The organism is Myxococcus sp. CA051A (genome assembly GCF_013336705.1).
GTDB classification, from domain to species: Bacteria; Myxococcota; Myxococcia; order Myxococcales; family Myxococcaceae; genus Myxococcus; species Myxococcus llanfairpwllgwyngyllgogerychwyrndrobwllllantysiliogogogochensis.
On the sequence record NZ_JABUMS010000027.1, the window covers coordinates 37,971 to 53,609 of the forward strand.

Annotated in this window: 10 protein-coding genes; 7 read left to right on the plus strand and 3 right to left on the minus strand. The window is 69.2% G+C overall.

What is annotated here, in order from left to right; all coding sequences use genetic code 11:
- Positions 1 to 36 precede the first annotated feature (36 nt).
- Positions 37 to 2,181, plus strand: coding sequence for a cation:proton antiporter (locus HUA74_RS41770; protein WP_174459032.1), 2,145 nt, complete (start codon positions 37 to 39; stop codon positions 2,179 to 2,181).
- 5 nt (positions 2,182 to 2,186) lie between these two features.
- Positions 2,187 to 3,005 carry a helix-turn-helix domain-containing protein gene (locus HUA74_RS41775; protein ID WP_174459033.1) on the plus strand — a complete coding sequence of 273 codons (819 nt, stop codon included), beginning with the start codon at positions 2,187 to 2,189 and terminating at the stop codon, positions 3,003 to 3,005.
- 10 nt (positions 3,006 to 3,015) lie between these two features.
- Here the strand turns inward: HUA74_RS41775 and HUA74_RS41780 are convergent, their stop codons facing one another.
- Complete coding sequence (locus tag HUA74_RS41780) at positions 3,016 to 3,768, minus strand: GNAT family N-acetyltransferase (RefSeq protein WP_174459034.1); 753 nt, start codon at positions 3,766 to 3,768, stop codon at positions 3,016 to 3,018.
- A gap of 100 nt (positions 3,769 to 3,868) precedes the next feature.
- On the opposite strand from HUA74_RS41780, the gene HUA74_RS41785 reads away from it, so the two are divergent.
- On the plus strand, positions 3,869 to 4,327 hold the full coding sequence (locus tag HUA74_RS41785; protein ID WP_141642060.1) for a hypothetical protein: 459 nt from the start codon (positions 3,869 to 3,871) through the stop codon (positions 4,325 to 4,327).
- A 157-nt stretch (positions 4,328 to 4,484) separates the two neighbouring features.
- Positions 4,485 to 6,938 (plus strand): DNA topoisomerase (ATP-hydrolyzing) subunit B, encoded by a 2,454-nt coding sequence (gene gyrB / locus HUA74_RS41790; protein WP_174459035.1) that lies wholly within the window; start codon positions 4,485 to 4,487, stop codon positions 6,936 to 6,938.
- Positions 6,939 to 7,077: 139 nt separating this feature from the next.
- Here gyrB and HUA74_RS41795 read toward each other — a convergent pair whose 3' ends face one another.
- Positions 7,078 to 8,109, minus strand: coding sequence for a hypothetical protein (locus tag HUA74_RS41795; RefSeq protein ID WP_174459036.1), 1,032 nt, complete (start codon positions 8,107 to 8,109; stop codon positions 7,078 to 7,080).
- A 134-nt stretch (positions 8,110 to 8,243) separates the two neighbouring features.
- Between HUA74_RS41795 and HUA74_RS41800 the strand changes: the two genes are divergently transcribed.
- Positions 8,244 to 8,873 carry an FMN-binding negative transcriptional regulator gene (locus HUA74_RS41800; RefSeq protein ID WP_174459037.1) on the plus strand — a complete coding sequence of 210 codons (630 nt, stop codon included), beginning with the start codon at positions 8,244 to 8,246 and terminating at the stop codon, positions 8,871 to 8,873.
- Positions 8,874 to 9,636: 763 nt separating this feature from the next.
- Here HUA74_RS41800 and HUA74_RS41805 read toward each other — a convergent pair.
- Entirely contained in the window at positions 9,637 to 12,522 is a 2,886-nt protein-coding gene (locus HUA74_RS41805; protein WP_174459038.1) for a serine/threonine-protein kinase, read from the minus strand.
- Positions 12,523 to 12,959: 437 nt separating this feature from the next.
- Between HUA74_RS41805 and HUA74_RS41810 the strand changes: the two genes are divergently transcribed.
- Complete coding sequence (locus tag HUA74_RS41810; RefSeq protein ID WP_174459039.1) at positions 12,960 to 14,417, plus strand: hypothetical protein; 1,458 nt, start codon at positions 12,960 to 12,962, stop codon at positions 14,415 to 14,417.
- On the plus strand, positions 14,414 to 15,523 hold the full coding sequence (locus HUA74_RS41815; protein WP_174459040.1) for a metallophosphoesterase: 1,110 nt from the start codon (positions 14,414 to 14,416) through the stop codon (positions 15,521 to 15,523). Before HUA74_RS41810 ends, HUA74_RS41815 begins: the two co-directional genes overlap by 4 nt.
- Positions 15,524 to 15,639 lie beyond the last annotated feature (116 nt).

Below are 15,639 nucleotides of genomic sequence, written 5' to 3' on the forward strand. Positions count from 1 at the left end.
GTGCCCACTTAACACGCAAGTTTCGACGGAGGTAGGATGCACACCAACGCGCTCACGCTGCTCATGATGCAGCTCATCGTCATCATCGGCGTGTCGAGATTGATAGGGCGTGGAACGCGCTGGTTGGGCCAGCCGCTGGTCATCGCGGAGGTGGTGGCGGGCATCGTCCTGGGCCCCTCGTTGCTCGGGTGGCTGGCGCCGGATTTGATGAACACGCTGTTCCCCACCGACTCGCTGCCCATCCTGAAGATGCTCAGCCAGGTGGGCCTGGTGTTGTTCATGTTCCTGATTGGCCTGGAACTGGACCCCAAGCTGTTGAAGGGACGCGGCCACGCGTCGGTGGCCATCAGCCACACCAGCATCATCGTGCCCTTCGCGCTGGGCGCGGTGGCGGCGGCGCTGTGGCTGTACAAGGACTTTTCGGACCCGAGCGTGCCCTTCTCGTCGTTCGTGCTCTTCATGGGCGTGGCGATGAGCATCACCGCCTTCCCGGTGCTCGCGCGCATCCTCACCGAGCGCGGCCTGTTGCAGTCGCGCATCGGCGCCATCGCGATTGCGTGCGCGGCGGTGGACGACGTCACGGCGTGGTGCCTCCTGGCCTTCGTGGTGTCCATCGTCCGCGCCTCGGACCTGGCGCAGGCGGGGCTCACCACCGTGTTCGCCATGGGCTACATCGCGTTCATGCTGCTGGCGGTCCGGCCCTTCCTCGCGCGGCTGGGCGCCCGGGTGGCCAGCCGCGAGGGCCTGACGCAGAACGTAGTCGCCGGCACGCTGCTCTTGCTCCTGGCGTCCGCGTGGGCCACGGAGCTCATCGGCATCCACGCCCTCTTCGGGGCCTTCCTCTTCGGCGCCGTCATCCCCAAGGAGGGCGGGCTGGCGGAGGCTCTCTCGGAGAAGTTGGAGGACGTGGCGGTGGTGCTGCTGTTGCCCGTCTTCTTCGCCTTCAGCGGCCTGCGCACCCAGATTGGTCTGCTCAACACGCCCGAGGCGTGGCTCACGTGTGGCGCCATCATCCTGCTGGCCTGCGTGGGCAAGTTCGGCGGCAGCGCGGTGGCGGCGCGGCTGACGGGCATGCGGTGGCGCGAGGCGGGGGCCATCGGCATCCTGATGAACACGCGCGGGTTGATGGAGCTCATCGTCCTCAACCTGGGCCTGGACCTGGGCGTCATCTCGCCCACGCTGTTCACGATGATGGTGCTGATGGCGCTGGTGACGACGTTCATGACCACGCCGCTCCTGCAGTTGTTCTACCCGACGGAGGAGCTGGCCCGGGACAGGCTGGAGCTGGCCCCGCCCGCGACTCCCGGTTCGACGCCCTACACGGTGTTGATGTGTGTCTCCCATCAGCAGGCGGGCCCCGGGATGGCCAGTCTGGCCAAGGCCCTGGCGGGTGGAGAGGGCGCGCAGTTGCACGCGCTGCATCTGGTCCATCCAGAGCGCGTGTCGCTGCGTGGCGCGGAGTCCGAGCCCCGCGCCTCGGACCAGGACGTGGAGGGAGATGGCGCGCTCGCTCCGCTGCTGGGCCGGGCGAAGAGCCTGGGGCTGGCGGTGAGGCCGCTGTCCTTCGTGTCGACGGAGCCCGCGCAGGACATCCGCCGCACGGCGGAGGCGAAGCGCGCGGACCTGGTGCTGCTGGGCTGGCACAAGCCGCTGTTCAGCCAGACGGTGCTGGGCGGCACGGTGCACGAGGTGATGCAGGCCGCGTCCGGCACCGTGGCGGTGCTGGTGGACCGCGGCCTGTCGGACGTGAAGCGCGTGCTGGTGCCCTTCATCGGCAGCCGGCATGACCGCGCGGCGCTGAAGCTGGCGCGGCGGTTGATGCGGCAGTCCGGCGCGGAAATCACCGTGCTGCACGTGACGTCGCGCGAGAGCAACGGCGCGCGAGCGCAGGTGGACGAACTGTTCCCGGCGGAGGAGGGCTCGGGCGTGCGGCTGAAGGTGGTCCAGCACGAGTCGCCCGAGGAGGCCGCGCTGGAGGAGGCCCGCCACGGTGGCCATGACCTGGTGGTGGTGGGCGTGGGCGCGCCGTGGGGCCTGGAGGACCGGGTGTTCGGCCTCCAGCGCGAGCGCATCGTCCGTGACGCGCCGGGCTCGCTGCTGGTGGTGCACGAGTCGGAGCCGGTGGTGGAGGCCGTCGCCACGCCCCAGGCCGCCGCCTCCGCGGTGGCCTCGAGGAGCTGAGCGACATGCACCTGGGTGCGACGCTGCGGTTGCTGCGGGTGGACGCGGGCCTGTCCTTGCGGGACATGGCCCGCCGCATCGGCGTGTCGAGCGCGTACCTCAGCCGGGTGGAGCACGGCGTGGACGCGCCGCCCACGGCGGAGCGACTGACGGCGATTGCTCGTGAGCTGGACGTGCCCCCCGCGTTGCTGATGGACGTGGCGAACCGGATGAGCCCCTACGTCTCCGATTACCTGGAGGACGTGCCGGGCGCCGGGACGCTCTTCCTGGAGCTGGCGCGGCGTCGCCTGTCGGGGACGCAGTTGGCCCGGGTGCGCGACTTCCTGGACGTGGAGTTCCCCGTGAGAGGGGGCCACTCGGACGCGCCGGTGCCGGCGCTGGCGCCGCTCCTGGCGCCGGAGCGGGTGGTGCTCCAGCTCTCCTGTGGTGGCTGGGAGGATGTGCTGGACGTGGTGGCGGGGCGACTGGCGGCGACGCTGCCCGGCGTGGACGCGGCGCGACTGGTGGAGGGGCTGCGCCAGCGCGACAGCGAGTCCTCGTGCGCGGTGGGCGGCGAGGTGGCCGTGCCCCACGTCTTCCTGCAGGGCGCCGCGCCCGTGGCCGCGCTGGTGACGCTGGCGAAGGGGTTGAAGGTGGACACCCCGGACGGCCGGCCGCTGCGGCTGGTGGTGGCGGCGGTGGACGGCGAGCGGGGCCGCGTGCGGCTGACGCGCATGGCCCACGTGGCCCGGCTGGCGGCGCGCGGGCTGGCGGAGCGGCTCGACGAGTGCCGGCAGCCCGGACAGGTGCTCGCGGTGCTGGAGGAACTGGAAGCGCTGCGCTGACCCGAGGGCCTCAGTCGGCGCGCCGCGTCCAGTTCACCCAGTCCCCCAGCTCGCGGTAGCCCAGCTTGCGGTACACGCTCCGGCCCTGCTCGGTGGCCTGGAGCACGGAGGCCGAAAGGCCGCGTTCCCGAGCGCCCGTGAGCAGCCCTCGCATCACCTCCGCGGCCAGCCCGCGTCCCCGCGCCTCGGGCAGCGTGACGACCATGTACACCCCGGCGGTGTCCTCCACGTCCAGCGCGAAGCCGCACGCCAGGGCCCGGGCCCCCTCGCGCGCCACCAGCGTGTGTACGGGGAGCCGCGGCGGCTGTCTCCACACCGTGAGGATGTCGTCCCACTTCCCCCAGACGCGGATGTTGAGCTCCACCATCTCGTCCTGCGTCTCGGGCTCCACCAGGGGGAACGAGGGCTTGAGGTCCGGCGTGTCCGCCAGGGCCAGTCCCATGGCCGGGATTCGCGAGTCGGGCTGGTAGCCGGCGGCGCCCAGCACACGGGCGCCCTCGTCGTCCCCGGGCAGCACCGCCACGCGCCAGGCGGGGATGTCCAGGCCCCGGTAGAAGGCCTCCAGGGCGGGGAGTCCCTCGACGAGCGCCTGGGGCGTCCGGAAGTACGCCTGCTGGAAGTGGGCCTCGGCGGGGTACTCGGGCAGGGCGAAGGCGTCCATGCCCGGGGCGCTCCCGTGGCGCAGCAGGCCGCGCTCCCGCTGGAGGTGCTTGAAGGCGATGACGTTGGTGAGAAGTCGGTCGTTCAGTTCGGCATCGGTCATGGCGCGGGTCCATCGTAGGTGGCGCACGCCGGACGGCGAACAACGGCCTGCTCAAAACCGCGCGCGAGCCCTCCAGGACGGCTAGGGTGCGCTGGCACTCATGAGCAGCCCGCGCTTCTACGCCTTCGACCCTCGCGCCACTCGAATCGGCCTCTTCCTGGGCGCCTGTGTCCTGGCGGTGCTGACCGCCTGGGCCCTGGCCAATGCCCGGGACGGAGGGGGCATCCAGGAGATGGCCCGCGCGGGTGTCACGGCGGGCCTGATGTTCGCCTTCCTCGTGGCCATCCACCGTCTGCGACCCCGTGCCGGCTGGGGCATCTCATTGGACACGCGAGGCGTCCGCGTGGCCCGCCCCTTCAGCTCCCGCGAGCTGGAGCTGCACTGGGGGCAGATTGATTCCGTGCGCCGGCTCGGCAGGAGGGGGAACGTGCTCGGTTTGTTCTTGAAGGAGGAGGGAAGGGTGCTCGTCACCCGGCATCTCTTCGCCCGCAAGGCTGTTTTCGAGGAGTTGATCTCGGCGCTGGAGGATCGCCTCCCGCCGTCCCGATTCGACGCCTGACCCCCCGGTTTCCGCAGGCCGCCTCCCCGAGGGGCGGCCAAGCGATTTTCACGAATATTTACGCAGCTTTGCGCGGGCTCGTTACTCTTGTTCAGTGTGCCTCGAGATGGTAGGCACAGCCCTGTTGCAAGGCTCCTTTTTCCAAGGACAGCATCACATGGAAAAGACCCCCGCTACCGGTGCCTCGGTCGCTCCCCTGCCCATGGAGTATGGGACCGATAGCATCACCAAGCTCGAGGGCCTGGAAGCGGTCCGCAAGCGCCCCGGCATGTACATCGGCGACACGATGACCTACGGGCTCCACAAGCTCGTCTACGAGGTCGTCGACAACGCCGTGGACGAGGCGCTCGCGGGCCACTGCACGGACATCGAGGTCATCATCCACGTGGACGGCTCGCTGAGCGTCCAGGACAACGGGCGCGGCATCCCCGTGGGTCCTCACCCGGACCCCAAGTTCAAGGGCAAGGACACGCTGGAAGTGGTCCTCACGGAGCTGCACGCCGGCAGCAAGTTCGGCAACGGGGCCTACAAGGTTTCCGGCGGCTTGCACGGCGTGGGCGTCACCTGCGTGAACTTCCTGTCGGAGTGGTTCAAGGTCCGCGTCCAGCGCGCCGGCAAGGTGTACGAGCAGTCCTACGCCCGAGGCGTTCCCAACTCGCACCCGCAGGAGGTCGGCACCACCGACAAGCGCGGGACGATGGTGGCGTTCAAGCCCGACACCACCGTGATGGAGACGGTGGACTTCAACTTCGAGACGCTCAGCCAGCGCCTGCGCGAGCTGGCGTTCCTCAACGCGGGGCTGCACATCGTCATCCGCGACGAGCGCACGAACAAGGAGCACGACTTCAAGTTCGAAGGCGGCATCTCCTCGTTCGTGGAGTACCTCAACAAGTCGAAGCAGGTGCTCCACGACAAGCCCATCTCCTTCTCGGGAGACAAGGATGGCGTGGCGCTCGAGCTGGCGATGCAGTGGAACGACGGCTACGACGAGCGCGTCTACACCTTCGCCAACAACATCAACACCCAGGATGGTGGCAGCCACCTGTCCGGCTTCAAGGCGGGCCTGACGCGTACGCTCAACAGCTACGCGGAGAAGAGTGGCATCTGGAAGGACCTCAAGGAGACGCCCACGGGCGAGGACGCCCGCGAGGGCCTGTCCGCCGTCATCTCCGTCAAGGTGTCCAACCCCCAGTTCGAGGGCCAGACGAAGACGAAGCTGGGCAACAGCGAGGTGAAGGGCCTGGTCGAGCAGATGGTGAACGAAATGCTCGGCACCTTCCTGGAAGAGACGCCGCTCATCGGCAAGAAGATCGTCGCGAAGATTGGCGATGCGTGTCGGGCGCGCCTCGCGGCTCGCAAGGCGCGCGAGACGGTGCGCCGCAAGGGCGTGCTGGACGGTGGTGGGCTTCCGGGCAAGCTCGCGGACTGCCAGAGCAGGGATCCGCACGAGAGCGAGCTGTACATCGTCGAGGGTGACTCCGCAGGTGGCTCCGCGAAGCAGGGGCGGGACCGGCGCAACCAGGCCATCCTCCCGTTGCGCGGCAAGATTCTGAACGTGGAGAAGGCGCGCTTCGAGAAGATGCTGACGAGCGCCGAAATCGTCACGCTCATCACCGCGCTGGGCACGGGCATTGGTCCGGAGGACTACAACCCGGAGAAGGCGCGCTACCACCGCATCATCCTGATGACGGACGCCGACGTGGACGGCAGCCACATCCGCACGCTGCTGCTGACGTTCTTCTTCCGGCAGATGCCGGAGCTGCTCCAGAAGGGCTTCCTCTACATCGCGCAGCCGCCGCTCTACAAAGTCACGCGCAACAAGAAGGACAAGTACGTCAAGGACCAGCGCGCGCTGGACGAGTACCTGCTGGGCATCGCCACGGAGCACGGGCGGGTGCTGACGCCTTCGGGCGAGGTGGGTGGCGCGGACCTGAAGGCCCTCCTGGAGAAGGTGATTACCTACGAGGAGCGGCTGGAGAAGCAGGCGAAGCGGCGCGACGCGCGGGTGGTGGACGCGGTGGTGCAGGGCGCGCGGCTGACGGCGGAGATGCTGGCGGACGACGAGGCGCTGGCGGTGGCGGTGAAGGGTGCCCACTCGGAGTTCGAGCGGCGCATGCCGGACGTGCTGGGCCGGGTGAAGTACGAGGTGGAGACGGACCCCGAGCACCAGACGAAGCGGCTGGTGTTCCGCACGGACGTGAATGGCGCGATGCGGTCGACGGTGTTCGACCACACCTTCCTGTCGTCTCCGGAGTACCAGGAGCTGGTGTCGCTGCGGGATTCCTTCAAGTCGCTGGGTGACGCGCCCTACCGGGTGAAGGTGGACGCCGGCCACGTGACGGCGTTCTCCGTGCAGGAGGTCCACGCGGCGCTGCGCAAGGACGCGCAGAAGGGCCTGGGGATGCAGCGCTACAAGGGTCTGGGCGAGATGAACCCGGAGCAGCTCTGGGACACGACGATGAATCCGCTCACGCGCACGCTGTTGCAGGTGCGGGTGGAGGACGCGGTGGAGAGCGACGAAATCTTCTCGCTGCTGATGGGCGAGGCGGTGGAGCCGCGCCGCGAGTTCATCGAGCGCAACGCGCTGGATGTGCAGAACCTGGACATCTGAGTCCTTGAGTTCGTCGGGCTCGCGGGCCTGATGGACGACGAAGTGACGGGGCGCGGCGCCGATTCAGGCACCGCGCCCCGTGTCGTTTCAGGGGCTGGGGCAGCGCGCTCGCTAGCGGGCCGAGAACGAGGCCTGGGACTTAGCGCCCGCCACCACCCGGGCCACCGCGCGGCGGCGGGCCACCGGGGCGCTTGCCGCCGAAGGCACCGTCGCCAGGGCCCATGGGCCGCGAGGGCAGGTCGAGGGTCTCGCCGTCGAGCGTGGCCTGTCCACACTCAGGGCCGAAGACCAGCGTGTGCGTGGTCCCATCGGCGAGGGTGCGCTCCTGCGTGCCGGCGATGGGCCACGCGCAGACGGAGGGCGGCACGCGCACGATGCCGGATTGCGTGACGGTGGAAACGCTGCCGTCCGCGAGCGTCGCGGTGAGTGTGCCGTGGCTGGTCCTCGTGGGCGCGGCGGCGTCCGGGTCGAACGTCTCCTCCAGCGTGCCCGAGAGGTGGACGCTGTCCACCACGGTGCCCTGGGCATCCAGGTTCGTGCGAGTCGTGTCGAAGGTGACGGTGCGGCTGAGCGTCTGCGCGCCGGGCACTCGCACGGAGACGGAGGCGATGCTGCCCGTCATCTTCGTGCTCTGGCCGTCCGTCGCCGTATGCGTGATGTCGTGCGTGGACTGTTGCTCGAAGCGCAGCGGCGCGTTCTCCGCACACTCTTCCTCGGAGGTGATGGCCGTCACCACGTCGACCGAGCCGGATGACACGATGCCAGTGCCTTCCCCGCGCGGGCCCTCTCCGGACGGCGGCTGCGATGTCGGAGTTTCACTGTCGGGAGGAGGCTGGGGGCGGTCCCATCCGCAGCCCCCACGGCCCCGGGTCCGAGCCTGGCAGTCCGTCCAGGAGAGGTGCAGCTCCGAGGGGAAGCTCTGGCCGCAGACCTCCACCTTCGCCGTCTCCGGCTCCGAGTCGCACTGATAGCCCTCGTGCTCCCAGCGGCGGACCTCCAGCGGGAGTCCCTCCAGGAAGCGGGACCCGAGGGGGACGTCCGCGGACTGCGCCTCTCCCACGGCCGATGCCACGGCGAGCTGGGATTGCTGCTCGGTGATGCCTGGGTTCTTCTCCGCGCCACAGCCCACGCCAAACAGCGCCGTCGCCAGCAAACCTGCCTTGAGCTTCATGGATGTGTACTCCCCGAGAGACACTTCGGGGCGCGTGGCCGGCCCTGCGCCCAGCCTTCAAGGTAGGGGGCAAACCTTGAGGAGTTCTTAAGCACCCGTTGACGCGCGCCGTCTCCCCGAGGGACGCAGGGGGCATGTACATCCCTCGCCACTTCGAGGAACGGGACGCACAGCGCCTCCTGGAGTTGATGACGCGACACTCCTTCGCCACGTTGGTGACGGTGGGAGAGGACGGAGCGCCTTTCGCCACGCACCTGCCCTTCCTCACGGAACGGGATGAGGCGGGAGCGCTTCGGCTGCTCGCGCACATGGCGTTGCCCAATCCGCAGTGGCGCGCCTTCGCCGCCGAGCGGGACGCGCTCGTCATCTTCCAGGGCCCGCACGCCTACGTGTCGCCCACCTGGTACGCGACGACGCCCCAGGTGCCGACGTGGAACTACGCCACGGTGCATGTGTATGGACGGCCCAAGGTCATCGACGCGGGTGACGAGGTGCTGCGCATCCTCCGCGAGACGGCGGCGCGCTACGAGTCTGGCAACGAGCGGCCATGGACTCTGGAGCAGTCGGAGGAGTACGTGAACCGGCTGGTGGGTGGAATCGTGGCGTTCGAGCTGCGGGTGACGCGACTGGAGGGCAAGTTCAAGCTCAGCCAGAACAAGGGTGAGGCGGACCGCAAGGCGGTCATCGCGGCGCTGGAGCGCAGTCCCTTCGCGGGGGATGCCGAGCTCGCGGTGCTGATGCGTGCGCGTGAGGACGCTGGATAGACTCGTGGGCCCGGTGCCCTCCTCGGCTCCGCGCCCACGTGCCTTTCCCGTCTTGTCGAGCCGGGCCGGCGTACGTCGCGGCCCCCGCTAGCCCTTACGGCGGGAAGCTGTCATCCCGTTGCCCCCTCGTTCGCCGGGCGGCGACTTCCCGCACGGCTCCCTGCTTCTCGGGGCCTGGCTTGTTGGCGACTTGTGCTGACGCCATCGCGAAGCCTCCGATGAAGAGGTCGACACCTCGAAATTAGGCACCCCGAAGCGCGCGAGGTCGTGCCCTCCAGGCATGGCTCCCGCGTAGGCTCGGAGGACGAGCGGACTGCGGAAGGCCTGGTTGTCCGTCTACTCTTAGAGAGCAAAGACGCACAGTGCGCCATGCGAGACACTGGGACTTTCGTCCCGGAGCGGGGCGCCGTGCGTGGCACTGCGAGAGGTGGCCGCGTGCGCACCTGCGCGGGGCGGTGGATGCGCCGCATGCGAATGACTGGCGCTTGCGCACCTGCGTTAGGCAGCGGATGCGCGGCATGTGAGTGACTGGGACTTGCGCACCCGAGCGGAGCGGTCGAGGCGCGGCATGCGGGTGATTGGGGCTCGCGCACCTGTACGGGACAGCCGAGGTGCGGCATGTGAGTGACTGCATCTCGCGTGCACTGGACGGGGCGCGATGTGCTGCAACGCACTCGTGCGCGCCGTAGCAGGCCAACTCTACGTGGCGAAGAGGTTCATGCGCGGGGGGATGAGCGTCGCCCGCGCCGCGCCGTACCGTGCGTCAGCGCTCCGAACGTCGCGAACCGCGAAGCACCGCGGCCCGTTCCTTCCGCGACAGCGTGGTCGCATCGACGATGTCCACTTCGAGCGCGCCCTGGTTGTCGCTCCGCTTCGAGTCAGGAAAGAAGCAGCGCAGGTCCTCGGTGTCGGTGACCTGGTAGCGCTTGCCCGTCTCGAGCATCCGGTGCGAGGTGCGGACGGAGGACGGCGACGTGCCGCGCTCGATGCACAGCACCTGTCGCACACGACCATTGGCGCCCGAGCGCAGCTCCGCGAAGTCGTCCCGCACGGTGAACAGGTAGGTGGAGCGCGGGTTGAGTCCGCGCAGCACGACCTGGTGCTCGGGCTTGAGCTGCACCGCGTGCTCCTTCGCCTCGAAGGCGAGCGAGCGCGGCGGCACGTAGGCGGACTGGCGGATGACGACGCGGATGCTGCCGGTGTTGTCCTCCGGCCCGTTGTCGTCCACCGCGAACACATGCAGCTTCCGAGCGTTCTTGATGGTGCGCGTGGAGGCGCTCAGCAGCCCGAAGCTGCCATCCACGGGACCGTCGCCCTCGGCGAAGTAGACCAGCGTCCCGGAAGCGGTGCCCCGGCCCTCGGCCAATGAAGCGGTGCCCTGCGTCCACACTGAATACGAGGTGCCCGGATTCAGGTCGATGGTGGCCGTCGCGTACTCGGGAATGGGCGCCGCGTTGTACATGGGCCGCAGCACCAGCAGTCGCGTGGGGTAGTCCACCTCATGCAACTCCCGCAGCGCCGCGCTTGGCTCCTTGGGGTCCACCAGCGGCTGTGGATCCTCATCGTCGTCGGTCGTCGTGCCCGTCGCCGTCGCCGCCACCACCGCCGGGTCGACCTTCACCGGAATGCCGCCGTCGTCTGGGCCCGTCGCCACGACGGGCTGGGCCTCGCCCACGGGCTTCGGGTCCACGGGCTTCGGCTCCACGGGCGCGGCCACGACAGGCGGCGCATCCGTGGGCGGAGGCGTGGCGAGGAGCTGAAGCTCCGCGTTCATCGGCTCCATCATCATCGACGTCGGCGTGAAGCGCCGCGTCCAGGCGAGATGTCCCGGCAGCGTGAGCACCAGGGTGTTGGCCTCGCCCACGAGGACACCCTCCACCATGAGAGGTGTCTTGCCGACGACGTCGCGGCCGTTGAGCTTCACCTTGGCGCCCGCGGGCTTGGAGGTGACCCACAGCGTGGCGCTGTTCGACGCCGAGGTGTCGGGCGCGTCCGACTTGATGACGAAATGGTAGAAGAGCGCGATGAACAGCATGACGATGGCCGAGCCGAAGACATAGAGCGTCATCTGCTTCACGGCCTTCTGCTGCTTCGCGACGCGCTCGGCTTCTTCCCGCGCCAGCGCCTCGCGCGCTTCGTCCACCGAGGTGCGGTATCCCGTGCCCGTGTACGTCCGGGCCACGCTGGAGACTCCCGCGGGCTGCGTCGTCATGGACTGGCCGGTGACGGCGGGCGTCTCCACGGGCGTGTCCAGCGGCGCGGCCAACGTGGCCAGCGCGGCGGGCACGACGGTGGGCATCATCGTCTTGATGATGTCACTCGAGTCCGTGTCCGGCTCCTCCGGCAACTCCGGCACGGGAGGTCCGGGGCGCTCGCTCGTCACGGGCCTGCGGCCAGCGCCCGTGCTCTCCACGCGAGGCATTCCGGTGTTCGTCGCGCGGCGGATGCTTCCCGCGCTCGTCACCTTGCGCATCCCCGGACTGCTGCCGGCGGGCCGACGAGCGCCGTCGCTCGGGGGCTTCGCACCGCTGTCACTGCCCGGCTTGGAGCGCAGGCCCGGACTGGAGGCGCGCGGACTGCTGCCGACCTGGCCACTGCCGGAGGACAGCGGCCGGGCGCGGCCCGCGGAGGGCTCCACCGTGCCCAACTGCCACTGCGAAATCTGCTCCTTGAAGGCGGTGGACACCTCCGCCTTGCGGCCCTCCGCGATCAGCTCCTCGGCGAAGAGGTAGGCCATGAGCTGCGACAGCAGCGCGGGCGTAAAGCGCGGGTTGTCGCGGTAGAGCAACTCCACCAGCGCCTCGCTCAGCTCCTTCGCCGTCTGGTAGCGCGACTCGCGCTCCATGGCCATCGCGTGGGAGATGACCGTCTCGAGGTCCGGGCTCACCGACGGGTTGTTCGCCGACGGAGGCAGACAGTCGCCCGTGAGGATGCGCGGCAGGACGGTGACGAACTCGCCCTCATAGGGACGCTTGCCGCACACCATCTCGTAGAGGACCACGCCCGCCGCGTACACGTCCGTGCGGGCGTCCAAATCCTGCCGGCCCTGCGCCTGCTCCGGGGAGAAGTATGGGTACTTGCCCTTGAGCGTGCCCGGCGACGTCTTCGCCTCCACCGCGCTGGTGGCCTTGGCGATGCCGAAGTCGATGACCTTGATTTCACCTTCGTACGAGATGAGGACGTTGTCCGGGGAGACGTCCCGGTGCACCAGCCCCATCTCCACGTTGTCCTCGCCCACGTGCCGGTGCGCGTAGTCCAGGCCATCGCACAGCTTGCTCCCCACGTGCAGCGCCAGGGCCTCGGGGAAGCACGTCATTCCCGCGCGCGCCGCTCGACGCAGGACCTTGGAGAGCGGCTGGCCCTGCACCAGCTCCATGGCGATGAAGTACTGGCCGTCCACCTCGCCGAAGTCGAACACCTGGGCGATGTTGCTGTGGCTCATGCTGGCCACCAGCCGCGCCTCGCCGATGAACATCTCGACGAAGTCCGTATCGTCCACGAAGTGGGGGAGGATCTGCTTGATGACGCAGGGCTTCGTGACGCCCGCCGCTCCGGTCATCCGGGCGCGGTAGGTCACGGCCATGCCTCCCGCGGCAATCTTCGAAAGAAGGACGTATTTGCCGAATTGCTGGGGAGTCGGTTCCGCCACGATTACAAGGCCAGTTCAGGACGTTGTGAGACATCGAGCATACTCTTGTTCTACTGAAAGTCCCGGAACGGGCTCGCGTCGCACGCGAAGTTTTCCGTGGGATGGTTGGATCTGCCGGGTGATCCGCGCCCCAGGGCTCGAATCCCGCCCATTCGAAGCGGCCGCGTCGCTCTCGGACTGAGGGCCATCACTTCTCAGAATGATTCGTCGAGGGGATGGATAATCCGGGGTCCGGGAGAATGTCGTGAAGTCTCCCAGTGATTCCAATGGGTTGTGATTCAACGGAGGCGCCTTCACGCTCCGACTGTCAGCTCGCTTCACATTTCTTCACGCAGGTCCGTGCTGCGGAAGGCCGGGGGGCGGTTATGTAGGCCGGCACGGCCCAGGCCGTTGGATGAGGGCGGTCTGGCTCTCTCCAGAGAAACGAGGCGAAGCCCATGGTGTCCGAGCTGTCCCCCCGCTCGTGGCCCCTTGCCGTGGCGGTGGTGGGTGCGTTCCTCGTCCTTCCCGTCCGAGCCCTGGCCCAGGACGCGGAGGCGGAGCCGCTGACTGCGTTTGATCTGCTTGCCCGGAGCCCCCAACTGGGTGGGACGGACATCCCGAGGGACCTGCCGGGTCGCGCCACGGTGGGCGCGCCGAGGCGACCCCGGATGCCCGACGCCATGGTGCCCATGCCAGACCTGGGGAGGCCGTCACCGCTTCCCGCGCCGGAGCTGCTGCGCGTGGAGTCACCCGTGCCGAGCCCCTCGTCGGAGCTCCTGGCGCCCGCCTCGGCCGAAGCCGCGGCGAGTGTGTCCGAGGTGCCGATGGGACTGCCCGCGCCGCTGACGCCGCAAGGCCGCCCCGACAGCCCGTTGTCCCCGCTGCCCGCGTCGACGACGGCGCTGCTGGATGCGTCCCGCTCGTTCCAGGTGGTGCCCGCGGCGGTGGCGGTGGTGCCGGGGTTGTTGTTCCACGGACTCGCGCCGGCGCTGGCGGGAGACGGGCACACGGCCAAGCGGCTCTTCGCGATGGAGGGCGCGGGGCTGGGGCTCATCGCGCTGGGCGGAGTGCCCATCGCGCTCACGGGGGCGTCGCGGCGCACCATCGCTCCGCTGTACGCGGTGACGCTGGCGGGCTTCAGCGTGTTCGGCATCTCCGCGCTCGCCAATCTCTACTCGGTGGCGTCGCCGGCGTTCGACCCGGGAGTGCCCGCGTCCTCGTTGCCGCCGCTGGAGTTCGAGATGGGCTACCAGTACGTGAGCGACACCTCGTTCGACTACGACCACTTCGTGTCGCTGGGCGCGGTGGCCCGCTTCGAGGAGGTGAAGCTGGAGGCCATCGCTCGACTGGCCCCGGACGAAGGCAACACACAGGTGCGGCTGGGCGGTGCGTATCGACTGCTCGGCGAGCCGGAGCGTCGGCGGGCGGGCTCGGATGGCTCGTCGCTGGACGCGGAGCTGTTCGGCCTGTTCCATCGCTTCCCCACGGAGGGCTTCACCGTCGTCGGTGGCGACATGGGTTTCCGAGGCCGCTACGCCATGTCGCGGGTGAGTCCGTCCCTGGCCGGCTCCTTCGCGGAGGCGAGCATCGGCATGGCGCTCCAGGGCTACAGCTATCCGGGCCCGGTGAGTGACGGGAACCTGCACTCGCAGCTGCTCTTCAGCTTCGGCTACGGCGTGTGGCTGGGGCGCGGCGGTGGGCCGTTCAAGGGCGAGGCGATGCTCTTCTATGACCACCGCAAGGACGGCTTCGCGGGCGGGCTGCGCACGCTGGGCGGAGGCGTGGTGGGCAACTTCGGGCTCCGGGGGCGCGCGCTCCTGACCGAGACGTGGGGTGTCGCCGCGGAGTTTCAAGCGGGTGGCGCGCTCGTGGGGCGGCTGTCCCTCATCTATGCGCTGGGAGGTGAGTCATGAGTCGCATCGGTGCCATGGGCGTGCTGTCGGCGCTGCTGATGACGGGGTGCCTGCGGCCCGCGGAGAACCGCGCGGTGCGTGACTCCAAGGTGGGCCGCGCCGAGGGTGGCGGACTGTCGCTGGAGGTGGCGGACGGGCTCGCGGCGGTGCGGAGTGTCGGCTCGGGCGAGGTGACGCTGTGGGGCAATGCCCCGGTCTTCACGGCGCGGGCGACGCTGGACGCGGAGTCGACGTCGGACTGGGTCCTCACGGTGCGCAACGCGATGCCGGACGCGGAGCTGCTCGCGGAATTGGAGGACGGCGAGGTGCTGGCGGTGGAGCCGGTGCCGCAGGCGCTTCCCACGGTGAAGGCGTGGCGCGTGGGACTGCGTCCGGGCGCGGTGGCCAGGCTTCGAGTCGCGCCTCCGGGTTGGGACTCCACGGCGCCCTTCCGCTTCGCGGCGCTGGCGGACGTGCAGGAGGCATTGCCTCGCGTGGGAGATGTCTACGCGCGGCTGGTGAAGGATGACTCGCTGCGCTTCATCCTGTTCGCGGGAGACCTGACGGAGAACGGCACGCGCGAGCAACTGCTGGAGTTCCAGGAGCGCCTGGAGGCGGGCTCGCGCATTCCGCTGTACGCGACGCTGGGCAACCACGAGACCTTCTCGAAGGACGCGGAGGAGTACACGACGCTCGTGGGGCGCGGCAGCCAGAGCTTCGTGTTCCAGGGCGTGCGCTTCACCGTGGTGGACTCGAGCAACGGCACGTTGGACCCCATCGTGGAGGAGCAGCTCGACGGGTGGCTCGCGTCGTCACGACAGGGCACGCACGTGGTGGCGATGCACGTGCCGCCGCAGGACCCGGTGGGCCTGCGGGGCGGCGGCTTCGCGAACCGGGGCGAGTCGGCGGGGTTGGTGGGCAAGCTCGCGCGCGAGGGCGTGGACCTCACGCTCTACGGACACATCCACTCGTATTACTCCTTCACCAACGCGGGCATCCCCGCGTTCATCTCCGGGGGCGGCGGCGCGATTCCGGAGACGTTCGACGGAGTGGGGCGGCACTATCTCGCGGTGGACATCGGCGCGAACGAAGGGCTGCGCGAGGCATCCCTGGTCCGCGTGGACTGAGGCCCGAAGCGCTGGCACTGAACGAAGCGTCAGCCGGCGGTGTGTGGGAGAAAACGCGGACGGGGCCGACTTTCCGGCCCGGCAGCGTACCCTCTTGATCTGACACTGAACACGTG

Bases quoted from the DNA above. Each gene is read 5' to 3' on its own strand.
- HUA74_RS41815 (WP_174459040.1), top strand. From the start codon at position 14,414: ATGAGTCGCATCGGTGCCATGGGCGTGCTGTCGGCGCTGCTGATGACG.
- HUA74_RS41770 (WP_174459032.1), top strand. From the start codon at position 37: ATGCACACCAACGCGCTCACGCTGCTCATGATGCAGCTCATCGTCATC.
- HUA74_RS41800 (WP_174459037.1), top strand. From the start codon at position 8,244: ATGTACATCCCTCGCCACTTCGAGGAACGGGACGCACAGCGCCTCCTG.
- gyrB (WP_174459035.1), top strand. From the start codon at position 4,485: ATGGAAAAGACCCCCGCTACCGGTGCCTCGGTCGCTCCCCTGCCCATG.
- HUA74_RS41780 (WP_174459034.1), bottom strand. From the start codon at position 3,768: ATGACCGATGCCGAACTGAACGACCGACTTCTCACCAACGTCATCGCC.
- HUA74_RS41785 (WP_141642060.1), top strand. From the start codon at position 3,869: ATGAGCAGCCCGCGCTTCTACGCCTTCGACCCTCGCGCCACTCGAATC.
- HUA74_RS41775 (WP_174459033.1), top strand. From the start codon at position 2,187: ATGCACCTGGGTGCGACGCTGCGGTTGCTGCGGGTGGACGCGGGCCTG.
- HUA74_RS41795 (WP_174459036.1), bottom strand. From the start codon at position 8,109: ATGAAGCTCAAGGCAGGTTTGCTGGCGACGGCGCTGTTTGGCGTGGGC.
- HUA74_RS41810 (WP_174459039.1), top strand. From the start codon at position 12,960: ATGGTGTCCGAGCTGTCCCCCCGCTCGTGGCCCCTTGCCGTGGCGGTG.